The following is a 21,653-nucleotide window of genomic DNA, read 5'->3' as shown; positions in this document are numbered from 1 at the left end:
TTACTAAAAATTTTAGTAAAAAGGTAATGGTGAATCGTTAAAAAACGATTTGTTATTTTCACACCCGTTAGAAACGAGCGTGAGCGCAGGCCTATGAAACTAGATTTTTATTTTTTTGGAAGGCAGTTGCAGAAGCTACTCATCCTCTGTAGTCCCGCTCCCGCTTCTGCCGATTGAAATATCGGCATCTCGCTTCGATCCGGCTTAGGAAGCTACAATAGTGCTGCTATCTGTGGTGAAATAAACCCGACCGACAGCGTTATCCCGATTTGAGTATAGTTTTATTTACCAGTTTATCTATCGGAATTAAGCAAAGGGCGGGGCTGATATAACCGAAGCACCACAGGTATTGCTTTTCTAAAAAAGTAATAAGATTTATGGCATAAGATCGCTTCGTCGGCTGAAAAAGCGTCAGCGATGACGGTTTTGACAAAGGAACTAACCAAGATAAACCCGACCGACAGCGTTATCCCGATTTGAGTATAGTTTTATTTACCAGTTTATCTATCGGGATTAAGCAAAGGGCGGGACGGGTATAACCGAAGTAACACAAGTATTGCTTTCCTAAAAAAAATAATAGAATTTATGGAATAAGATTGCTTCGGCACGCGCTTATCCAGCCTCGCAATGACGATTCATGGTAAAAATTAGTTCAAAAACATCACAGGAGATTTTTTAACCCATCGAATATACTTTCGAAAAAGGTAGAAAGGTTTAAGCCATTGCTGTGGTTAAAATACACAAATACCAGAAAAACAATTACCACAAATATGATGAGTTTGCGGAAAGCAAAGGCAATAATAACCAGTACAATAGGAATGAGGAAGAGCCATAAACTATTTATTGCATATGGACTTAAATCGGTATCTTTTTTGTAAACATACACCAGTTTGCTGTGTGTGCCAGAGTCGTTTTGATGTTTAATATAAACGAAAGTAGATTTATCAATTGGCAACGGTAGCACGGCTATGCCATCGTTAAATTTTAATACCTGTGTAAAACCACTTACACTAAAAGTGTAGGTTCCGTTTATATTTTCGTTCGGGTTGTTTAACGAATCGGCGGCTATAATGGCCAACTTATTGTTTTTAAGCAAATTCTCTTTTACCAGAAAATTATTAATTGCTGCGGTTTGTGCAAAGCTGAAAAGCCCGATTAAACACAGTGAAAGCATGAGTAAGATTCGTTTCATTCGATAGAACGTTTATTGTAAATTAAATAACCGATATGCAATAATACACCATTTCTTTTAACGGCATCATTATATAAATTATAACTTAAGCTAACAGGCCCCAGAGGTGAGTGATAAACTAAGCCAGCAGTACCTGCATAACGTATTTTTGTAATGGGCTTCGCATAATTTATATCCTGGAAATTATTCAGCTCAAACTCTTTATGCGGTAAAAATAAATAACCTTCTAATCTAAAGTCTAGATTTTTTTTGACATTATAAATGTTTTTTATTCCACCAGCCGCGTAGGTGGTTGCTCTAAACTTATCAAGAAATAACGAGCGGCTATCTTGCAGGGGGTAAAAGGCAGGAGCGGTTAAAAGTGTTGCATAATAATTGCTAAATAACGGTTGGTTCGAAATAACGCCTTCAACAATATAGCCCAAAGTATATTTTTTAACGTGTAAAAAGTAGTTTTCCTGAGTAAGCTTTATGCTGCCCCATTGATGCAACCGGCTACTGCCCGGAATTTTCACAAAACCAGCGGTGTTGCGGAAAATATTACCTGGATTATAATTTTCGCGGCCGGTAGTGTAATTAAAACTTAACGAAAAGCTTTGACCATTGGTGGCATATTGTTTTCTGTTCAGCGAATTTTTTTCGAAGTTTAACGAGCCTCTGAAACCATTAAATATGGTTTGATCCAATAAATCGCCTACGGCAAAAGTTTTATTTGGGCTGTAACGGTCATTGTTGTTGATAAAGGTAGCATGAAGAACAATTTTGGTGTTGTAATTTAAGGGCACTCCCATCATGAGATCAATTTTCCGGTCTGATTGTTCGATGTAAATAGGGCGGGGGTTTTCGATAAATATCTGGCTGGTATTAAAGAAATTCCAGTGATTATACGTTAACTCGGCAGCTAGAAATAAGGGGAGTTTGGTTGGATAATCTACCCGGCCATTTACCTGTACCGACTCGTAAAAACGGCCAGAGTAAAAGCTAGTTCCAAAAGTGTAAGATTTTCGGTTGAGGTAATTGTACTGGGCACCCAAAAAAACATTGCTGATGGGTCTTGTAGAGATATTGCCACCTAATTCGAGTTTGAAACTCTTTTTCGGCTGTGCTACTACCTCAAAAGTATAACTATCTGTTGCAGCTTGATAAGAAATTTTAGGATACACCGTTTCGAAAGTTTGGTCGGCAACCAGCTTATAATACCCGCGTTTAATATCTTGCAGGTTAAAAGTAACTTTATCGCTCTTAAAAAGCCTTTCTACATATTTTTTTTGCTGGCTGTTTACACCTGTTACGATGATGTTGCTGAATTTTAGATCTGGTTTTTTTGAATTAAATTTTTCCCTTCTTTGTGCCAGTTCCTCATCGCTCACTCTTTTGCTGATTAAAGCTTTAATTCTTGGCATATCGGCTATTGTTGCATCATAGCCTTTTTTTATCAGCTCTTCTACCGGTGCAAAATTAGTTACACTGTAAGTAGCCAAATTGGGCTGTATGTATACACCATTTTTCCCGATCATGGTAGAATCCGATTTGGATAGAAACATGTATACCAAAAAACGGTTCATTAAACGATCGTCGATGTTTTTAGGGTATTCGTTGTAGGTTTTTGAAGAAACATTGGCGCCGATTACAAAATCAGGTTTAAATTCTCTTTCCATTACATCGGCAGGGAAATTATTGTACAGGCCCCCGTCAAATACATATTTTCCATCTAGTTTAATCGGACGGTAGATAATAGGAACCGTCATGGTTGCCCTTACTGCTTCTGCTAAACTCCCCTTGCTTACTGTAATACTTTTTTGCGAAAGCACATCGGCAACCATACAGCGATAGGGAACAAAAAGATTATCGAAATTATCTTTAGAAACGGCAGAAGCCTGAGCGAAAAGTTCAAGAAAGGCAAAATTTAATGGAATATCATTAATCAGGTTAGAGCGAAAACTAAAATGAAAACCCGTATCAATAGCCACTTTTGCGGTAAGCATGGAGGCATTGGGCGCATTTTTTTGGAAATAATAGGTGTAATCGCTGGTGTATCGCCCATTTAACCAATTTTGGAAGTCGTTACTTAGTGCAATTTTTTCTATCTGCTTAGGGCTATAACCTGCAGCATACATGGCGCCAACAATACCACCCATCGATGTGCCTGTAATGTAATCGATAGGGATATGGTTTTCTTCCAAAGCCTTTAACGTACCAATGTGCGCTAATCCTTTTGCGCCACCACCACTAAACACAAGACCTACCTTTTGCGCCTGCAATTGGTTACAGCACAAAACGAAGAGTATCAGCAAAGATCTTTTAAAAGCTACCACTCCCTAAAAATAAGGTTTTCTTTTAAATTAGTTCAATATGAAAATGTTGTACGTTAAAAATGATGCAAAAGTTACCCAAAGGATGTAGGGAATAAATATTAAACCCGCCCATTTATTTATTTTATAGAACATGGATGCATTGATGACAATGAAAATCAACAATAAAATAATTTCAGCCAGGGCAAAGCCTACCTCATGCAGGTAAAAGAAAATGAAAGACCAGCCTAAATTTAAAATTAACTGAATAAGGTAAATGGCAACTGTTCGTGGGAAATGAACAATTTTATCGCGTTTTATCCACACCAAATAAGCTGCAATCCCAATAAGTACATAAAGTGTAGTCCAAACAGGAGCAAAGAGCCAGTTTGGTGGATTAAAGGATGGTTTGTTTAAGGTTGGGTACCATGTTTTAACCGACTGCGCGGTTGCCCATCCTCCTAAAGCACCAACACCCAGTGGGATGGCTATATTAACAATTAAAGCTAAAGGTTTAAATTTCATGCGCTAAATTTGAGTTTAAACAACGGCAAATCCTAAATGTTTTATTATCTGCCAATAGCTGGCACTACAGGTAGGCTCTCATTGTCGTCATTTCCAATACTTTGAACCGCAAACAAATAATTATCTTTACTGTAAGGCAATCTTAATTCGGTGGCAGAAGTGAAAAATTTCTTTTCCCAAACGGCGCTGCTGGTTTCGCGCATTAAAACATAATAGCCCTTTACTGCGCCATTAACAGGGGCTTTCCAGTATAAAAAGGTCGAGTTGCTCAGGTTTTTTACATCAACTTTTACTTCGGTAGGGCTTGAGGGTGCTTTGGCCAGATTGGCTAAAACCGCAATATTTACACCTGTATTTTTACGTAAATATTCGAAATCCATAAATTCTTGCAGATCGCCATATCTAACTCCTTTCTCCGTTCTAAGGTCTTGGTGCTGGTGATCGAAGTTTTCGTTCATTTCAGTTATGCGCACCGCAGTAAATCCGTTTTCTACAAATGGGGTATGGTCTCCGCCGCGGAGAAACCTGTCGTTTCTGTAAATTAATTTAACTTCTAACTGATCTACATAACGCTCGCCTATTTCTTTAACATATCGTGCCAACTGACGGCTTTTGCCATCGTTCTCTAAACCAAACTGGCGGATGCTCTTCGCATTTTTATCCAGGTCGAGGCTGGGTAAACCCTCGCTAAATACACGTAACCTCGTATTGTCGATGATTTGTGTTTCGCTACTGTTGTTGCTGCCAATCATATCGTTGTTTAACATGGCATCTACATTCCAGTTTTCTTTTTTTGCTTTGGCAGCCATAAAACCAGAGCCTAATAAGGATTGTTCTTCACCGCTAACGGCTACAAAAATTATAGTTGCTGAAAATTTATATTGACTCATAATCCTTGCAGCCTCAATTACACCTGCGACACCACTGCCATCATCATTGGCGCCGGGTGCATCACTGGTTCTGTTCATTACATCGGTAACACGGCTGTCGAGGTGTCCACTCACCACATAAACTCGTTTGTCGTTTGCATCAGTGCCTTTTAGTATAGCTACAGCATTGCCCAAAAGTGTAGGTTGGTCTACTCTTTTGCCATCAGGTTTAAATGTAGTGGTATCCAGGTAGGCGGTAAGCCTGCCATCGCTTTGCTTTGCAAATTGATTAAACTTATTCACTACCCAGTTTCTTGCGGCTCCAATTCCTTTCGTTTTACTCTTAATATCACTAAGCGTATTTCTTGTTCCGAAAGAAACCATTTTACTGATGTATGATTTTAGTGAATCCTGGTTTACAGCTTTAACCATTTTATCAATATCCTGATTTCGGTTAACAACAATTTGAGCCTCTAGAGATAAACTTATTGCAACAAAAAGTATGAGTATATAGATTTTTTTCATCTGTAGGTTTTTTCAGAAATATTGATTTTATTTAAAACGAATATATTGAATGATTTTTTGAATAAGGATAACTAAAATCTAATCCCTTGTAACATTTTGGGCATAAAAAAGCCCTTTGAAACTAATCAAAGGGCTTATGCTTAATTTTAATGTTACCTTGACACAGTTAATGCAAACTCTTGTGTTCGGTTCCAGTTGCCAAAAGCTTTTTTAGCTGATGCTTTGGCTGTATTTAATTCAACATCTCCCGCAATGGTTAAAAAAGTTTTTTCTGGAGAAATCTGGCTGTAAAAGGTTTTAACATCCGCCAGGGTTAATGCATTAATCGAATTTTCATTTACCGTTTGGTCATAATCGTAATCCTGCAATTTTATACTGGCAATTAATTTAGCTTTCGCGGTATTAAAAGTTTTTTGATCGAAGCTTGCATGTTGAATTACCGAAGCCATTGTTGCCAGGTCTTTATCAAGATCTGCATGTAATGTAGCCAGCTTACCGCTGTTATCCTTAAAGCTAATATTTGAGTTTTTATTTAAGTTTTCGTTTAACACGGCATTTAACAACTCCACTATACCATCTTTTTTGTCTTGAAAAGCTTTAGTATCTAATGTAAAGCTAGAATATGCCTTTGGCGAACGTTCATTCTCCGAAATAATAATATTCATGCCGTTCTTAAGTTTATAGCTAACAGGCTCCTTAAAGTTTTGAGCTTTCGCACTATAAACGGATAAGATACTTAATGCAGCGAATGCAATTGTTTTAATTCTGTTCATTTTGTTTTTTATTTTTTTATGATTGATGATTTTCTGTTTAATGCTACCCAAATTTACCTTTTGGGTATTTATTTTGACTATATCTAGTCTTTAGAACGGCATAAAACCTAGACGAACGGGCGTATATACGTGATGAAAAGGGGATCGGTTTTTACAAAGATATATTTTATTCATTTTGTTCATTATTTATTTGTGAAAATATTCCTGTGGGTTATGCTTAGTTTTAGTTGCAACTATATCCGAAGCTTATAAAATGATCTTGAATAAAAGAATGCAAATATTATGACCAAAGCCATTGATAGAAAGGAATAAAACAAACGATATGAAGTTGAACAGCATAATTGACGTTTTAATTGTGGATGATCAGGCGATGGATCAAAAGCGCTTATCAGATTATCTTAAAGAATACGATGTTAGTTTTGCGGTAGCTGGGAATGCTAATGAGGCTATGGAATCTTTAGCAGATTACACTTTCAAGCTCATCTTGATCGCTGCTGACCTATTGGAAAATGATTCGTATAATATTGTACAGAAAATAAGAACATATTGGTCTTCTGATATTTCCATTGTAGCCATAATAGAAAAAGATTTAGAGGAATTAAAATCAAAATGCTTTACTGCAGGGCTAAATGGCTGTTTTACTAAACCAATTTCGAGAATCGAGCTGGTTGGTGTTTTGACCCAGTTTTTACCTAAAGAAGCATTGCCGACCAAAAATATTCAGGTTAAAAATGAGGGAGAAGGGTATTAGGCTATCTGAAAGAAGTAAGTATGGGAGATATAACTTATGAACGGGAAATAACAGAAAAATTTATTGAAATTGTATCAGAAGAATTGATGAATTAAATAAGTGTTTAGCTGCTGGGGACTATGAAAAGCTAAGACGTGTGCACATAAAATGCTTTCAACCATTTATGTAATGGGCTTGAGGCTAAAACTGAGCGCACACCTGCAATCTATTGAGGATGATAATTTAACTACAGATCAATATAGGTATCGGGTAAAATTGATTGCCATGATCTGCGAAAAGGCTAAAGAAGAAGCACAGGTGTTTTTAGAACGATAACCTGTACTTTTCTTTGTTATAGGCTTTTAACTATTAATGGGTCAAATTTTCAGGAGGCATACAGGTGATCAGATGCTGATTTTAAACTGATATCTTCAATAAAATCTTTTATTTCTCTTATTGTTTCTTCTGGTTCGCTAATGTGCGGAAAGTGACCTGTGGCTTTCATTACAACCAAAAAATTCTCTGGCGTATTTTTATTGATAAATTCGCCGACCGATAAAGGAGCCATTATATCGTTCGAACTTTGTAGGGTAAGACTTGGCACTTCGAGGTTTTTTAATTTGTCTCTATAATCGGCCTTAAAGGTGGCCATTGCAAAGGCCAGGGCCACACTTGGGTTGGTAGCTTCAAAACATTCCTGTAAAAAATCAGCTAGTTCGGGTTTAAAAGGGCTATTCATCACCACTGGTGCCAATTGTTTGCTCCAGGCTATGTAATCATCGGCTATGTGCTCAAATATGATTTCAATATCTTCTGCATTAAATCCACCGATATAATCGCGATCATTTAAATATCTTGGTGAAGGGCCAATAAAAATTAATTTTTTAAATGCTTCAGGCATCTGTAATGCGGCAATCATGCCAATCATACTGCTTACCGAGTGCCCAACAAATATAATGTTGGTCAAATCAAGCGCTTCTATAATATCGATTACATCACAGGCATATCCTTCGAGTGTAGCATATTTTCGTTGGTCGTATTGGCTTAGGTCTGAATCACCCGATCCAACATAATCAAATAGTATTACTTTGTAGTCATTGAGAAAAGCATCTGTAACAAATTTCCAAGAACTTTGCGCACAGCCGAAGCCATGGGCAAATACAATTACCTGGCTACCTTCGCCAAGGATTTTTACGTTATTTCTGATGAGTATAGGATGCAAAATGTTTGGCTTTAATTCTTTATCAAGTTAAGTAATGTTATTTGTTTTATTTTAGAAAATAAATAATGAACGAAATGCATTACTAATTTTGAGAATAGTTTATGTTTTGCACTTAATTATTATCTTGCGGTATATCTTTACTAAAACGATTAAGTTGTATGAGAAACTGTCTTTCTATATTATTGATAATATGCTTTTCTTCATTTTGTGCGCGAAGCCAGGTAAACCTAAAAGCATTTAAAAAAAACGGAGCTACCGTTTCTTCCAATCAAAAAGAACTTGTACTTACCTGGCCAGCTGGTAAAGGGACTTTAGGTAAAATGATTTTAGATCTTGATCGTACCAAACCATTGTTTAAAAGTTTGTTATTGGGTAAACAAGGTGCTTTAAAAGAAGTTGCTGCTCATCTTGACCCTGCATTTGTGCTGAGAATAGGTAAACGCGCCTTAAGTCCAAACAGTGGAGGCTGGGATGTTTTTTTCGACCGGGTTCCAACAAAACCATATACTACAAATGTTGTAAAGTTCGAGAAAGGAGCGGCCAGTGTTTCTACGAAGGGCTCACAAACTGTAGTGCGAATTAATGGAGTTCAATGCGAAACATTTAGCGGTGCTTTAGAAATAACCCTTTACAATGGAAGCCCCTTATTTAATGTGGCTGCTGTAGTATCTACCCCAAAAGATTCAACTGCTATTTTGTACGATGCCGGGTTGCTTAGTAAAAAAGATATCTGGTCTAATGTAGCTTGGTCTGATGTAAAGGGAGATATTCAGCGCGAAAAAGGAGCTAAAGCCGATCCGAGTAAAAATTTGGAAGTAAAATATCGAACGGTTATCGGCGAAAATAATGGCGGAAGTTTGGCCGTTTTTCCTGCACCTCATCAATATTTCTATCCCTTAGATGAAGCTTTTAACCTTAAATTTACATGGAAAGGGAGTAACTACTTAAATATGATTCCCGATTTTGGTATAGGCATCCGTCAGGATCCTTTGGGAGATAAACGTTATGTGCCTTGGTTCAATGCACCGCCAAATACCCAGCAGCGACTTAATTTTTTCTGTTTATTGAGTGGTGAAAAAGCAAATACGGCTTTAGGAGAAGTTAAAAAGTTTACGCATAACGATACGTATGTACCGTTGGCGGGTTATAAAACAATGGCTAGCCATTTCCATAATGAGTTTATTTCGGATGTAGTGCTAAGCGGAAAAGCCGTTCCAGAAAAGCCCGAATTTGTTGAGGTACTGAAAAAGGCAGGTTTAAATATTGTTAAGCTTGCCGAATTTCACGGACCAGGTCACCCAAAGGGGCCGGATTCGGTTCGTTTAAAGGAATTAGATGTTTTGTTTAAACAAACCAAAAGGTTATCTGATCCTAATTTTTTAATGTTACCGGGAGAAGAAGCCAATAATTTTTATGGAGGACATTGGCTGGCATTTTTTCCTAAACCAATTTATTGGATTATGTCGAGAAAAAGCGATCTGCCTTTCGAAACCAACGATCCGAAATATGGTAAAGTTTACCGGATTAATGATAAAGCAGAAATGCTTAAACTATTGGAACAAGAACATGGCTTAGCCTGGACTGCCCATGCCCGAACAAAGGCTTCGACAGGTTATCCAGACAAATATAAAGAAGAAGACTTTTTTAAATCAGAAACCTTTATGGGGGCTGCCTGGAAAGCCATTCCCGGCGATCTTTCTTTACCAACCTTAAGTAAAAGAGTGCTAAACCTGATGGATGATATGGCCAACTGGGGTTTGAAAAAACATGTGATTTCTGAAGCCGATATCTTTACCATTACCGAGCAAAATGAAATGTATGCACACTTAAACGTAAACTATTTGCAGCTGGATAAGGTGCCAAATTATGCTGATGGCTGGGAACCTGTATTAGATGTAATGCGGAAAGGAAAGTTTTTTGTGTCTACGGGTGAAGTATTGATCCCGAGCTTTAATATTAATGGAAAAGGTGCAGGAGAGACTTTGAAAGTTGATAATAATGGGAATGCAAAGATAAATGTGCAACTCAACTGGACATTTCCCTTAAGCTTTGTCGAAATTGTATCAGGTGATGGGGCAAAGGTTTATCGTAACCGCATTAATTTGAATGCTACCCAGGCTTTTGGGAAAAAGGATTTTAGTTGGGCGATCAATTTAAAAGGTCGGCATTGGGTAAGGGTAGAGGCCTGGGATATTGCAACCAATGGTGCTTTTACGCAAATGATTTGGTTGGAATAATGGTTGTTTTAAGTGCTGCTGTCATTCTGAGGGATAATTTATTGTATAAAAATCAATATGAGTGACAAGGGGGATTTTTCTGCAGCAATAGCTGCGAGGAATCGTCATCTCGACCGGAGTGGAGAGATCTTTTAATATAGTTCAAAGATTTCTCCATTGCGCTGCGCTTCAGTCGAAATGACGTCGGATTTTTGTCTTCTGTCATTGATAGCGCAGCGAAGAATCGCTGACCGACGAAACACAAGTTGTGACGTGTACGCTAAGTAAAGTTGGTATGTTCATTAAACAGTAGTGATGATGTGAGACAGATTCTTCACTTCGTTCAGAGTGACAGCAGTTTTCAAAATAATACTATACTGCATCATCTTTAAACCTTCTGATTGCGAGGTAGAAAAAGGTGATTGAATATAAGCCAGCCAACAATCCCGCACATACAGCAGATGGGGTAATCCCGAAATCGTGATTTTTAGGGAAAGAGAAGTGTAGCGCGAGCATCAATGCAAATACCGCTACAATACTGTACAAGCCATTTAAGCCTGCTTTTTTCAATATAAAAGGATAACCTGTAATTTTTTCATCTATTTTATAGTTGATGGCACCGGAGTGTTGCATTAGTTTTATTTTCTTCAAAATATCGAGAGTAATCATAAACGGCAGTAATAAAGACATGGGCAATAAGAACCTGGCCAGATTTTGCTCCCCACTAAATAAATGAACCGAATTTTGTGCCTTAAAAGCAAAATAAGGCACTACAGTATTTAATACCGTATTCGGTATAAGGTGTAAAAGCAGGTTTTTACGTACAAACTTCCGCCAGTTAGAAACCTTTGTCTGCTCATCGTATTCCACATCATCAGACATTGGCCAACTCGTTTAAATTTTCCTTAATCAGTTCTATAGCTTTGTCTTTTATCTGCCAGGCTTCAAATTCTCTAAGGAACGATTCGTTCGACATAAAAGAGAAATCCAGTTGTCCGTTAAAAGTGCTGCATACTAAAGTATTGGCGTTTTTCCATGGGAAAGCAACCGTAGGGCTATAAATGGTTTCTAAGGTGAAGTTTTTATAGTCTTTAGGTACGTTTAAAAGTCCCATGTTGCTGAGCGTTACATCGTGTGTGCCTTTCGTTGTTTTCAAAAAACCAATCATTTTATTTACGGATGAATGGAAATACTCACTCATACTCAGCAGATCGTAGACTTTCATTTCAGCTACTTTTGCTTCCAGATCAGTTTTTAATTTTCGGGTTTTTGTCCAGAAATCGTTCTTTGTCTGATCAAGTTTTAACTCTACAATGGGTGCGAAGGCGAACATGGTGTCTTGTTTTATGGCTTCAACAAAACGCCTGATATCAACAGGACAGATCACTTTACCATGAGCTTTGGTGCCTTGTACATGTTTAAAAGCCTCCATAAAGGCCACGCAGATTGCAGCATGAACAGTAGTGTTTTCTTCCTTACATTTAGTTAATAGGTTTTTGGTATCCTCTTGGCTGATTTTCCAATGAACGGCGTAATTGCTCCGGTCGACATTATTATTAGAAGTAGCTTTAAAAAAGAAAAACAAACGGCCAAGTGCTGCGAAAATTTTCCCTTTAAAATGGGCCACTTTAGTGATTGCAAAATCGTTGGGTAAGAGATCCCGAACGGAAAGAAACGAGGGATAAGGAGCCAGATCTTGTTCAGGATTATCAATCAGGGTCATTAGCTCACGCATTAAATTTAAAATGGTAGTTCCATCGCAAATACAGTGCGGGAGTACGAGCAAAAGGTCTGATTCAGTTTCGCCTTTTACCCAGACTAACCTCGCTAATGGCTCGTTTGGGGCATCAAAAAGTTTATACCATTCTATTTTTGATTGTTTTAACCAATCCTCGTCTGTTAAACGATCAGCAATTCTAACGGGTATTTTTCCAATGTTTTCGTTCCGTACAAAATATGGTGTTTTGCCTGTAGCATCGATATTCATTTGCAGCAATGGATGTTTCTGCTGGATTTTATACAGAGCTTTGTGCAAATTTTCTGCGTTGAATTTGCCTGAAATTTTAGCGCCGAAAACACAATTTAATGGTGTTTTGGCATCTACATGCATTATTCTTTCTCCTAAAATTAATCTTCTTTTCATGCGGTCGCAGTTAAAATCTCAATAGGTTTTTCAATCTGTTCTTTAAGGATGGCTATTACTTTTTCTTTTATGGCTTCTGCTTCTACAAAAGGAACATAACCTTCGCTGGCCACAAAGGTGAAATCCATTTGATTGCGGTAGGTGGAGGCGATCATGGTGGTGGTGTTGCCCAATGGCCCCATTACAGAAGGGCTGAATATGGTTTCTACTTCGAAGTTTTGATATTGGTATGGGATATTGATTTTGCCAAGGTTTGAAAACATACAGTCGTTGCTCGATTTTCCGTATTTTAAGAAATTGGTGAAATTCTTAAGCGCTGGATGGCAGGCTTCCATCATCATCATTAAGCTGTAAGGATTTAGTTTGGCCGATTTATCGTTCACATCCTTTTGTAAGGCCTTAACATTCTCTAAAAAGTCTTTTTCTGGCAATAGTGAAAGCACAATCATTAATCCGAAAGCAAAAATGTGGTCTTTTTTAATAATCGGGTTAAAGTTCCTGATGTCGACCGGTAATGATATTTTGTTAAATGCTTTTTCTTTCCTTACCGCTTTAAATGCGGTTAAAACCGCGGCACTTAATAGTGTATTTACCGTAAACTGATTGGTTTTGCAAAACTGGATTAGCTGTGTAGTGAAATCCTGATCGAGTTTCCAGCGGAGCATAAAATCTTTTTTTCGCGCTACAGCTACTTTTTTGATTGGAATAATCCAAAGTGCTAAAATAGCAATTTTGCCGATTAGTCCGTTTTTGGCCCTGCTGCGGTAGCTGTTTAATACCTTTTTAGGAATCACATCCTTTACACCCATAATTGGAATCTCTTTCCCAATATCGGTGTCAGGATTATCCAAAAGCTGAAGCAATTCTGTTAATATAGAAAGTGCCGAAGTGCCATCGCAAAGACAATGGTGATATACCATCAAAAATTCAGAAACACCTTCGCCCTTAATCCATGCAATGCTGCAAAGTGGTGCCATTGTAGCATCAAAAACTGTTTTCCACTCATAGGTAGATTCCTGTTCCCAATGTTCATCGTTTAACCGGTTTACAATGCGAATGGGAATTCTAAAAGTTTCGGTAAGGTTGGTTACAAACCAGGGCCTTTTATCTTCGTCGAAACGTATTGCCGCGGTTAACCAAGGGTGTTTTTTCTGGATTTTAAATAAGGCAAACCTTAAATCATCTTCCTTGATTTCTCCCCTGATTTTGAAAGGTATTACAATGTTAAACGGACTGTTCCCATCCCCGTATAACATTCTTTCACCGAATAGCAATTTTCTTTTCATTTTTTTTGTGGTATATGCGGTTCGTCATTCCCAACTTGATTGGGAATCGTAATGCATGTGCTTTAAGATTCCCACCTGCGTGGGAATGACGACCGTTCTTGGCAACAGTATTATTAAAGTTGATAACTCACTTAGGCCCAGAGTTGTCAACTTCTAAGCAAGTGGGCCATCAAAGTTGACAACTCTATGAACCTCAGCAAAATCTTCCAACAATTGCACAGCTTTATCGTTACCACCAGCGGCGATGAATGTTTCTTTTATTTTTTGTGCGGCCTGACGGTATTTTGGGTTTTCCAAAAGTTCGAAAACGGTATCTCTTAAGTCGCTGATGCGTAGTCGTTTGTAACGGATACTTACCCCACAACCTGCTTGCTCAATTAATTTAGCCGTATGAAAATGATCATAGGCAATAGGCGTGATCAACATCGGTAAGCCATTGGTGAAAGTATCGTTTACGGTATTAAAACCTCCGTGACAGATTACCGCATCCATGTGTGGCATTAACTTTGATTGCGGAACAAAGCCATTTACGATAAAGTTATCAGGCCATTGTTCGAAAATATCGGGATTAGTTGCAGCCACAATGGTTACAGGTTGGTTTTCAAAAGCAGTAATCAGCTTTTGGAAAAATTCCTTACGGATATCAACCAGCAAGGTACCCAATGAGACAAATATTTTTGGTGTGGTAGCCTGGCTTAACCTTTCCCAATCGAATGGGGCTAAATTTGGTCTTCCTTTTACAGGGCCGACAAAATGCATGTGCGGTGGTTTTTCTTCAAAACCTGCAAAAGCCTGTGAGGTAAAAACCATATTAAGCTGGTGAGAATGGATGTGGATCTCATCGCTATAAATGCCCACCTCTCTTTGTAAACCTTTAATCAGGTTTTGTTGCCATTCGAATATTTTAGGTGCACTGTTGGCGGTATCGCCCATCACATCTGGTGGCACGGGGGTAGTGGTAACAGATGGTATGCCTTTTAAATGTGCACTTAATGCACCAGCGAAAGTTATACAGTCGTTAATGATTACATCGGGTTTCCAGGTATCAACAAAGTTGTTCAGCCCTTTCATCATCATTTTGGCAAAAGGCACATAAGTTTCTTCGAGGGCCAGTTTCATCACTTCAGGGCCTGAACAGGCCGGGCCATCATCCTGACGTTTTAAAATGCGTTGTATTTCATCAGCATACTCAGCCAAATCTTCAGCTGGGTAAATAAATTCGCCACCTTCAGGTAAATGCACCTGTGCGAGTGGAGTGATGCCAAGCCATTTTACCTCATGGCCACGAGCCAATAAACTTGCGCCAATACTTAATGTTGGACTGATATGGCCGAAAAAAGGCGGGACAACGAAAAGGAATTTTGACATAATGTATAATTTAAGTGATGAATACGTTTGATGTTTTGTTGCTTAATGCTTCCAGTAAATCGGCGGCACTTTCTGTTCCTCCTGCCTCAATAAAGGATTGTTTAATTTGTTCTGCAGCAATTTTATAACTATTGTTTTGCAGCACCTTGTTTACGGCTTCTTTAAGGTGATTGGCTTTAAAACGGTTAAAGTTTAAGCGTTCTCCGGCACCTACCCTAAAAACGCGTCCGGCTACATGGCTTTGATCGTAAGCTATTGGAATAACCACCATAGGCAGTCCGTTCATTAGGGTTTCGCAAACGGTATTGTGCCCACCATGGCAAACCACCGCATCGAGGTGTGGTAAAAGTTCTAATTGTGGTACCTGGCGCTGCACCGTAAAATTATCAGGCCATTGCCCAAATAAGGCTGGATCTGAAACCACTACTACATGCAAGTCTTCATCGGCAAAGGCTTCGATTACTTTGGCAAAAAAAGCTTTCTTATGCTCATGATCGAAAGTGGTGCCAATGCTGACCAATATTTTGGGTTTGCTGGTATGAAATGTTTCCCAGCGAAATGGAATTGTAGTATTGCGGCGATTAAATACGGGGCCTACAAATTTAAAATGTTCGGGTAAATCCATCTCCCCAAAAAAATCTTTAGAGGTAAATACCATGGTTAACAGATCGGAGCAGGCAATAGAATCTGTGGTATCTATACCGAATTCTTTTTGCAGGGCTACAATCTGGTTTACTTCCCACTCATGCACTTTGGGCAGTTCATCCATTACTTTTATGGCTGCGGGTGCGGTAACTGAGGTTACGTATGGATAGTTTTTATTGGTTGCGGCAATGGCCCCGGCAAACATCTGATGATCGGTAATCACCACATCTGGCTTAAACTGATCCAATAAATCAGCAATGCCTTCGTAACTGTGCCTGTTCAGCGGAATCAATACTTCTTCGTACAAAAATTTAATGCTATCAATGCCGTAAACGATCTTTTTGGTAATGATATCGAGGTATTTTTCTGAATCTTTTTTCTGCTGGTCGTTTTGATCGTAGCTGATCAACAGCAATTCACCTCCAACAGGAAGTTTATCGCCTAATGATTCATCTAAAGTAATCCACCCAACACGGTGACCTCTTTCCAGCAAAGCTGTGCCCATACTTAATGTTGGGTTAATATGGCCGGTTAGGGGAGGAACAACAAATACGAATTTTGCCATGTGTGTTTAATTTTATATTTCCTGAAAGAAGTTTAACAATGCTTCGGCGATTACCAATGGTTGTTGTATTGGGATATTATGATCTCCAGGTAAAGCAATTAATGAGGCATTTTCAATTATTCCATCTAAATGTTTACCTGCGTTAAGGCAATTGGAATCGGTGCCATATAGCAATAGGGTAGACTGTTTTATGGTTTCGATTGCAGGGCTGCCGAAAAAGTCTTTTTCCAGTTCCATGTCGGTTTTAATCGAAGTTTGATAAAAAAGATACTCGTACATACGGTGGTTGCGCTCCATTTGCCTTTTACCCATTTTCACTTTTGTGGTATCGGTAAAGTTTTCGACATAATGCTCCAAAAATTCACGGCTGTACTCATCAATAATCCCCCTTGTTTTATCGTCATTCGGATCTGGTGCTTCAATTATCGCCAGTTTGTTAATGCGTTTGGGAAAGCGGATGGCCATTTTTAAGGCGATTAGTCCACCAAAACTATAACCACCTAAATGTACCTGCTGTAGATTTAATGCCTCCATTAATGCAAATAGGTCGTTAGTCATGCTCTCCAGATCGTATCCCATTAAAGCCTTTTCGCTCATGCCATGACTTTTAAGGTCATAAAGTACCACATGATATTTTGTGGCCAGGAGCGGCGCGATGTTAAAATAATAGACAGACAGGTTGCTGAACATCCCATGAACCAGGATGATGGTTTCAGCAGCTTCTTTATTGAGCTCCTGAATGTGAACCGATTTGCCGTTTACCGTTATGATTGGCATTCTTCGATATAAGAGATGATCATACCCAGGTTTAAGTTGATCAGCTGATCTAGATCCATTGATGATAGCCAGCCCGTAAAATCGATCTGTTCGCCGAAGTGTGCTTTAATTTTTTCAGAGAAGGATACAATTTCGATGCTGTCCATTTCAAGGTCTTTGGTGAAAGAACTTTCAGGGGTGATATCCATTTCTTCAACAAATTCTTCGCCGATTACTTCGGTGATGAATTGTTTCATGAGGTTAAAGATTTCTTCGCTGCTTAATTTTGTAGTTATAGTGTCCATCCGATGATATAGTTTTTATGTTTGATTGTTTTGATTTTGATGTTGTTGATGCGCAATTCTTCGCCGTTAATTGTTTCAACAGTATAGGCTTTTGGATTGCCTTGTAAACCTTTGCCCAGGTATTTTCCATAGGCTTCTTTAGCTACCCAAAAGCGGGTTGCCCATTCTATTTTATCCCGACTTTCGAGCAAAGCCATTTCATGGTCGTTAAACACAAGATCGAAAAAGCCTGCACTTCGCTCTTCAATATGTTCGATATCGATGCCTACCGGTTCGTTAAAACGTGCTATGCCAACAGCATCGGTACCTTTATGGGCAATAGAGATATTGATGTTATCTGTTAAACCACCTTTAACGTAAGGTTTGCGGAATTCATCCGAATAAATTTCGAAGGTGATGGGATAACAGGCCTGGTTTTTCTGTGTATTCAATAAATTCCGAACGGCATCTTTCGCCGCCACTCGACTGATCATCCAGGTTTTTCTTTTATTGGGTAAGAGGTTCTGGTGGTGCTTTTTCTCTGTCTGGTTGAAATATCTCTTCAGGATAAAATCCCATGATACCACACGCGAATAAGCATTGCCAAAAAGGAAAACACCTGGTGCAACTTCTTCTGATAAACGGTTGTGCAGTGGCGACATCGAGACATTCCAAAGCGGTTCGTCTATTTCCAATCTACGGTTTTGCCAGCCTGATATAATGAGCCAGGTTATGCTGTCTCTTTTCATGACGATATCGGCAGTGGCAAATTCATCGTTGATTTCGGTGAGTACGCAGGTACATTCGAACGTACCTTTCTGATCGGCCATATCACCGAAAAATTCGATTTCCTGAATTTTAACCGGGAAAGCAATCCGATCTTTTTCTAAAGTGAGCTGAAGCCATAAACCAAATAACTGACCAGCATTATCGAGCAATGAACCTTTTCCGCCTGATGCTTCAATGATGCCTGTAATTCCTTTTTTACCAACTGCGGTCAGTTTTTTGATCCCTTGATAATCTGGTCCGTGGAACATGTGGGCATCGTAAATCTGTGCGGAAGTACGATCAATATCCAGTAATTTTCCAATATCGAAAGTTCTGTTTGGAGCAGGATTTAACTGTGCAGCTAACTGCACTTCTGCGTTGGCAAAACGTTCTAAATTAAGATAAACCCTTTGCTCGTCATTCCATTCGCCAGTTACGGTTTCCTGAAAAGGTTTAACTACATTCATCCATTGGAAAACCCGCATGTTCATGATTTTCTGCACTTTTTCTTCGGGCGATTGTTCGTTGGCGATTTCAGCAAACACTTCAAAAATCATGGTCATCGGTATCACCGGATCCATATCTTCAACCGTTGGCCAGCCTTTTGGCTGCCTTAATAGTGAGTGATCAATAAGGTAAGGACAGTTATCCAAACTTACATCAAGCGTTTTGTTAAAAGGCTGCCTAGCTGGTTTTGTTGGTTTAGCTGGTGCCCAATTGCTTGGCTGATCAACCTGTAATGCAGCATTTTCGAATAGTTCGATCATTTCGCTTTGCATGTTGATCATCTCCATTACATTCTCATTAAAAGCCTGTAAAACGGGATGTTTGGCCTCAACGAGTGTTTTTTGTTGTGATGGCTGAGGCTGCTTAATGGTTAAGCCTTTAAGTGTTTGCAGGTTATGAATAATCGGCGAACCCAGTTCGAGTTTAATGCCTTTGTTTTTTTGTGGAGGATTTGATTTGATATTGCCCAAATAAGACAAGCCAATTTCTTTTCCTTCGATAAAAAGTGCAGCCAAAACCCTTTGCAGTTGCGTAATGCCCGAACGGATCGGCACATTGGCACTGATGGTGCTGATCTCTTTTCCTTTTAAGGTATCATCGATAAAACCGACCAAACCACCTGAACCAACTTGAATAAAAACACGTGCGCCTTCCGCATATAACTTTTCGGTAAGCTCACGGAAACGTACAGGTTTAATTAAATGTTCGGCACTTAACTGGCGGATGGCTTCGAAACCTTCGGGATAGGTTTCTAATGTAGTGGCAGACCAAAGCGGTGTGGTGGTTTTCCGGAACTGCATATCCTGCATACCTTCGAGGATCAAGCCTAGTTTATCGGCTACAAATGGGGAGTGGAAACCTGATTGAAAAGGCAAAATCTGATGAAAAATCTGTTTCACTTTTAATATCGGTACGAGTTCATCCAATGCAATTTTACTACCGCAGAGGATGACTTGCTGCGGGCAGTTATCGTTTGAAAGGTATAAATCGGGTATACTTTCGATTATGGGTTGAAGTGTATCTAAACCGCAACCCACGGCAATAAAACGCGAATCTTTCAGTTCAAATGTTTCGGGGTTAAGCACATTCAGTAAATTCATTACCGAACTTTCTTCTGCCAGTTCTGAAGATCTTGCTGCAAGCCATTCGCCAAGGCTGTGACCTGCGTTCATATCAGATTTAACACCCAATTGTTTTAAGGCCTGATCTAAAACACTGCTTTTGTTCAGTATGTTGAGTGCTTCGCTTAAAAGGCCATCCTCTTTGTCGTTTTCGTCGATATTAATATTGAAATAATCGGCTACGGTTTTAAATTCTCCACCTGCAAGTCCGTCTAAACCCGGAAAAACGAAAGCTATTTTTCCATCATTCGCCAATAACGGCGAATTGGTATACCATATATCCTGTTTATTTCTCCAGGTAGAATTTTTAGCTACAATTTTTAAGGCTTTTTTGATCCTTTCGGGATTTGGATTGAACAACACCAAGCGGAAATTGCCATTACCAATGCTATAATCTCCATTTTCGAGCGATTCGATCAAAGCCTCATGACTTGGTCTTGCGATGACCAATACTTCATCTTTTTTAGGCGTATCGTAGGCAGTTAACACCACATGGGCATTGATGCCACCAAAGCCAAATGCATTTACGGCCGCCAGTTTTGGTAAACCCGATTGGTTCCAGTCTATTGCTTTTTGCACGGCAGAAAAACGAGTTTCGGCCAATTGAGCTACGGGTTCATCGCAATGTAAAGTGGGAGGGATGATGCCGTGGTACAAAGCCAAGCTCGATTTGATCAAACCGGCAATTCCTGCTGCAGGCATGGCATGGCCGATGTTCGATTTAACAGAACCAATACCCGCTTTTGGCAGATCTGCATCCTGACCAAAAAACTGTTTTAAAGTTTCTACCTCAGTTTTATCGCCAAGTGGGGTACCTGTTCCATGGGCTTCTAAATAGCCAATATTTTTACTTTCTAATTCTGCGTTTTTCCAGGCTTCGGTAATGGCTTTTAGCTGGCCTTTAACCGATGGACTCATTACGCTGGTTCCACTGCCATCGCTGCTAATGCCCACACCTTTAATTACCGAATAGATTTTATCTTGATCCCTGATGGCATCTTCGAGGCGCTTAAGTACCACAAAGCCACAACCTTCGCCTATAATTAATCCATCTGCATTTTGATCGAATGGTTTTATTTTTTCCTGTTTGGATAAGGCACCCAGCTGAGAGAATATGCTCCAAAAAGCCGCATTCTGACCTAAATGTACACCGCCAGCAATAATCATATCGCAACGGCCACTATTTAATTCCTGTACACCATGATCAACTGCGATAAGCGAACTGGCACATGCGGCATCTAAAGTAAAAGCCAATCCGCCTAAATTAAGACGATTAGCCACTAATGAAGCCACTAAATTAGGGATCAATCCCATAGCGGTATCGGCACTGAAACGGCCTTTACGCAATTGAAATTCGCGCTTTACTTTTTCTATTTCTGCTTCGGTAAGTTGTGGCATCAAATCTTTCAAAACGCTTGAAATCTGTTCGCCGGTACGTACAATTTCGATGGCACGTGTTGCACCAGGCCCCACATAATTGCCTTTGCCGATGATGATCCCTGTTTTATCGAGGGAGTATTTTTTTTCAAATACCGAAGCATCTTCCAGCGCCTGATGAACCAGATCTAAGGTTAACAGATGATCGGGCTCGGTACCTTCAACAGCTAAGGGTAAAATGCCAAAGCGTTGTGGATCGAATTGATGATCGGGGATAAAACCGCCCCGATTGCAATAAAAACGATCTACCCCGCTCAAGTTCTTATCGAAATGTACAGGGTCTATCCGGTCGGTCGGAACCTGCTGCGTAGAATCTACCCGGTTGATAATATTCTCCCAAAAGGTCTGCATATCTTTCGCACCAGGAAAAATGCATGACATTCCAATAATTGCTACATCGCTTTTCTTCATCTGCTGTTTGGTTACGGGA

Annotated in this window: 17 protein-coding genes; 3 read left to right on the top strand and 14 right to left on the bottom strand. The window is 39.3% G+C overall.

The genetic code is table 11. The features are described from left to right. Positions 1-661: 661 nt before the first annotated feature. From EZ456_RS18640 to EZ456_RS18620, 5 genes are all read right to left on the bottom strand, one after another. Positions 662-1,192 (bottom strand): hypothetical protein, encoded by a 531-nt coding sequence (locus EZ456_RS18640; RefSeq protein WP_131532741.1) that lies wholly within the window; start codon positions 1,190-1,192, stop codon positions 662-664. Then, the gene (locus tag EZ456_RS18635; protein WP_225876571.1) at positions 1,189-3,486 is read right to left on the bottom strand and encodes a patatin-like phospholipase family protein; all 2,298 of its coding nucleotides are present in this window, start codon (positions 3,484-3,486) and stop codon (positions 1,189-1,191) included. Before EZ456_RS18635 ends, EZ456_RS18640 begins: the two co-directional genes overlap by 4 nt. Before the next feature lie 48 nt (positions 3,487-3,534). Continuing rightward, on the bottom strand, positions 3,535-4,008 hold the full coding sequence (locus EZ456_RS18630) for a TspO/MBR family protein (RefSeq protein ID WP_131532740.1): 474 nt from the start codon (positions 4,006-4,008) through the stop codon (positions 3,535-3,537). A 44-nt stretch (positions 4,009-4,052) separates the two neighbouring features. After that, complete coding sequence (locus EZ456_RS18625) at positions 4,053-5,402, bottom strand: M28 family metallopeptidase (protein ID WP_131532738.1); 1,350 nt, start codon at positions 5,400-5,402, stop codon at positions 4,053-4,055. A gap of 152 nt (positions 5,403-5,554) precedes the next feature. Then, on the bottom strand, positions 5,555-6,175 hold the full coding sequence (locus tag EZ456_RS18620; RefSeq protein ID WP_131532736.1) for a peptidase M16 family protein: 621 nt from the start codon (positions 6,173-6,175) through the stop codon (positions 5,555-5,557). A gap of 322 nt (positions 6,176-6,497) precedes the next feature. On the opposite strand from EZ456_RS18620, the gene EZ456_RS18615 reads away from it, so the two are divergent. Further along, entirely contained in the window at positions 6,498-6,926 is a 429-nt protein-coding gene (locus EZ456_RS18615) for a response regulator (RefSeq protein ID WP_131532734.1), read from the top strand. Positions 6,927-7,073: 147 nt separating this feature from the next. After that, entirely contained in the window at positions 7,074-7,241 is a 168-nt protein-coding gene (locus tag EZ456_RS25165; RefSeq protein ID WP_165501377.1) for a hypothetical protein, read from the top strand. A 49-nt stretch (positions 7,242-7,290) separates the two neighbouring features. Here EZ456_RS25165 and EZ456_RS18610 read toward each other — a convergent pair whose 3' ends face one another. After that, positions 7,291-8,127 (bottom strand): alpha/beta fold hydrolase, encoded by an 837-nt coding sequence (locus EZ456_RS18610; protein ID WP_131532732.1) that lies wholly within the window; start codon positions 8,125-8,127, stop codon positions 7,291-7,293. Positions 8,128-8,285: 158 nt separating this feature from the next. On the opposite strand from EZ456_RS18610, the gene EZ456_RS18605 reads away from it, so the two are divergent. Continuing rightward, positions 8,286-10,364, top strand: coding sequence for a CehA/McbA family metallohydrolase domain-containing protein (locus EZ456_RS18605; RefSeq protein ID WP_131532730.1), 2,079 nt, complete (start codon positions 8,286-8,288; stop codon positions 10,362-10,364). 351 nt (positions 10,365-10,715) lie between these two features. On the opposite strand, the gene EZ456_RS18600 is transcribed toward EZ456_RS18605, so the two are convergent. The 8 genes from EZ456_RS18600 to EZ456_RS18565 all read right to left on the bottom strand — a co-directional run bounded on the left by EZ456_RS18600 (position 10,716) and on the right by EZ456_RS18565 (position 21,634). After that, positions 10,716-11,225 (bottom strand): hypothetical protein, encoded by a 510-nt coding sequence (locus tag EZ456_RS18600; RefSeq protein ID WP_131532728.1) that lies wholly within the window; start codon positions 11,223-11,225, stop codon positions 10,716-10,718. Then, the gene (locus EZ456_RS18595; protein WP_131532726.1) at positions 11,218-12,486 is read right to left on the bottom strand and encodes a condensation domain-containing protein; all 1,269 of its coding nucleotides are present in this window, start codon (positions 12,484-12,486) and stop codon (positions 11,218-11,220) included. The genes EZ456_RS18600 and EZ456_RS18595 overlap by 8 nt, the downstream gene beginning before the upstream one ends. Beyond that, positions 12,483-13,772, bottom strand: a complete 1,290-nt coding sequence (locus EZ456_RS18590) for a condensation domain-containing protein (RefSeq protein WP_131532724.1) — start codon at positions 13,770-13,772, stop codon at positions 12,483-12,485. The genes EZ456_RS18595 and EZ456_RS18590 overlap by 4 nt, the downstream gene beginning before the upstream one ends. Positions 13,773-13,925: 153 nt before the next feature. Next, positions 13,926-15,140 carry a glycosyltransferase gene (locus EZ456_RS18585; RefSeq protein WP_131532722.1) on the bottom strand — a complete coding sequence of 405 codons (1,215 nt, stop codon included), beginning with the start codon at positions 15,138-15,140 and terminating at the stop codon, positions 13,926-13,928. 10 nt (positions 15,141-15,150) lie between these two features. After that, positions 15,151-16,350: a glycosyltransferase gene (locus EZ456_RS18580; RefSeq protein ID WP_131532720.1), complete on the bottom strand. Its 1,200-nt coding sequence runs from the start codon at positions 16,348-16,350 to the stop codon at positions 15,151-15,153. A gap of 12 nt (positions 16,351-16,362) precedes the next feature. Continuing rightward, positions 16,363-17,127 (bottom strand): alpha/beta fold hydrolase, encoded by a 765-nt coding sequence (locus EZ456_RS18575; RefSeq protein ID WP_131532718.1) that lies wholly within the window; start codon positions 17,125-17,127, stop codon positions 16,363-16,365. Then, positions 17,115-17,363: a phosphopantetheine-binding protein gene (locus tag EZ456_RS18570; RefSeq protein ID WP_225876570.1), complete on the bottom strand. Its 249-nt coding sequence runs from the start codon at positions 17,361-17,363 to the stop codon at positions 17,115-17,117. Before EZ456_RS18570 ends, EZ456_RS18575 begins: the two co-directional genes overlap by 13 nt. Positions 17,364-17,398: 35 nt before the next feature. After that, complete coding sequence (locus EZ456_RS18565) at positions 17,399-21,634, bottom strand: type I polyketide synthase (protein ID WP_131532716.1); 4,236 nt, start codon at positions 21,632-21,634, stop codon at positions 17,399-17,401. Positions 21,635-21,653: the final 19 nt, after the last annotated feature.

The sequence above is a fragment of the Pedobacter psychrodurus genome (genome assembly GCF_004331735.1).
Lineage (GTDB): Bacteria > Bacteroidota > Bacteroidia > Sphingobacteriales > Sphingobacteriaceae > Pedobacter > Pedobacter psychrodurus.
The sequence above is the reverse complement of the archived record's forward strand: the minus strand, read 5'-3'. Positions and strand labels throughout refer to the sequence as shown.

What these genes read in the sequence shown, in the direction of transcription:
- EZ456_RS18605 (WP_131532730.1), top strand. Translation starts at nt 8,286, where the DNA reads ATGAGAAACTGTCTTTCTATATTATTGATAATATGCTTTTCTTCATTT.
- EZ456_RS18630 (WP_131532740.1), bottom strand. Translation starts at nt 4,008, where the DNA reads ATGAAATTTAAACCTTTAGCTTTAATTGTTAATATAGCCATCCCACTG.
- EZ456_RS18580 (WP_131532720.1), bottom strand. Translation starts at nt 16,350, where the DNA reads ATGGCAAAATTCGTATTTGTTGTTCCTCCCCTAACCGGCCATATTAAC.
- EZ456_RS18595 (WP_131532726.1), bottom strand. Translation starts at nt 12,486, where the DNA reads ATGAAAAGAAGATTAATTTTAGGAGAAAGAATAATGCATGTAGATGCC.
- EZ456_RS18640 (WP_131532741.1), bottom strand. Translation starts at nt 1,192, where the DNA reads ATGAAACGAATCTTACTCATGCTTTCACTGTGTTTAATCGGGCTTTTC.
- EZ456_RS25165 (WP_165501377.1), top strand. Translation starts at nt 7,074, where the DNA reads ATGCTTTCAACCATTTATGTAATGGGCTTGAGGCTAAAACTGAGCGCA.
- EZ456_RS18570 (WP_225876570.1), bottom strand. Translation starts at nt 17,363, where the DNA reads ATGAAACAATTCATCACCGAAGTAATCGGCGAAGAATTTGTTGAAGAA.
- EZ456_RS18585 (WP_131532722.1), bottom strand. Translation starts at nt 15,140, where the DNA reads ATGTCAAAATTCCTTTTCGTTGTCCCGCCTTTTTTCGGCCATATCAGT.
- EZ456_RS18565 (WP_131532716.1), bottom strand. Translation starts at nt 21,634, where the DNA reads ATGAAGAAAAGCGATGTAGCAATTATTGGAATGTCATGCATTTTTCCT.
- EZ456_RS18625 (WP_131532738.1), bottom strand. Translation starts at nt 5,402, where the DNA reads ATGAAAAAAATCTATATACTCATACTTTTTGTTGCAATAAGTTTATCT.
- EZ456_RS18600 (WP_131532728.1), bottom strand. Translation starts at nt 11,225, where the DNA reads ATGTCTGATGATGTGGAATACGATGAGCAGACAAAGGTTTCTAACTGG.
- EZ456_RS18590 (WP_131532724.1), bottom strand. Translation starts at nt 13,772, where the DNA reads ATGAAAAGAAAATTGCTATTCGGTGAAAGAATGTTATACGGGGATGGG.
- EZ456_RS18620 (WP_131532736.1), bottom strand. Translation starts at nt 6,175, where the DNA reads ATGAACAGAATTAAAACAATTGCATTCGCTGCATTAAGTATCTTATCC.
- EZ456_RS18575 (WP_131532718.1), bottom strand. Translation starts at nt 17,127, where the DNA reads ATGCCAATCATAACGGTAAACGGCAAATCGGTTCACATTCAGGAGCTC.
- EZ456_RS18615 (WP_131532734.1), top strand. Translation starts at nt 6,498, where the DNA reads ATGAAGTTGAACAGCATAATTGACGTTTTAATTGTGGATGATCAGGCG.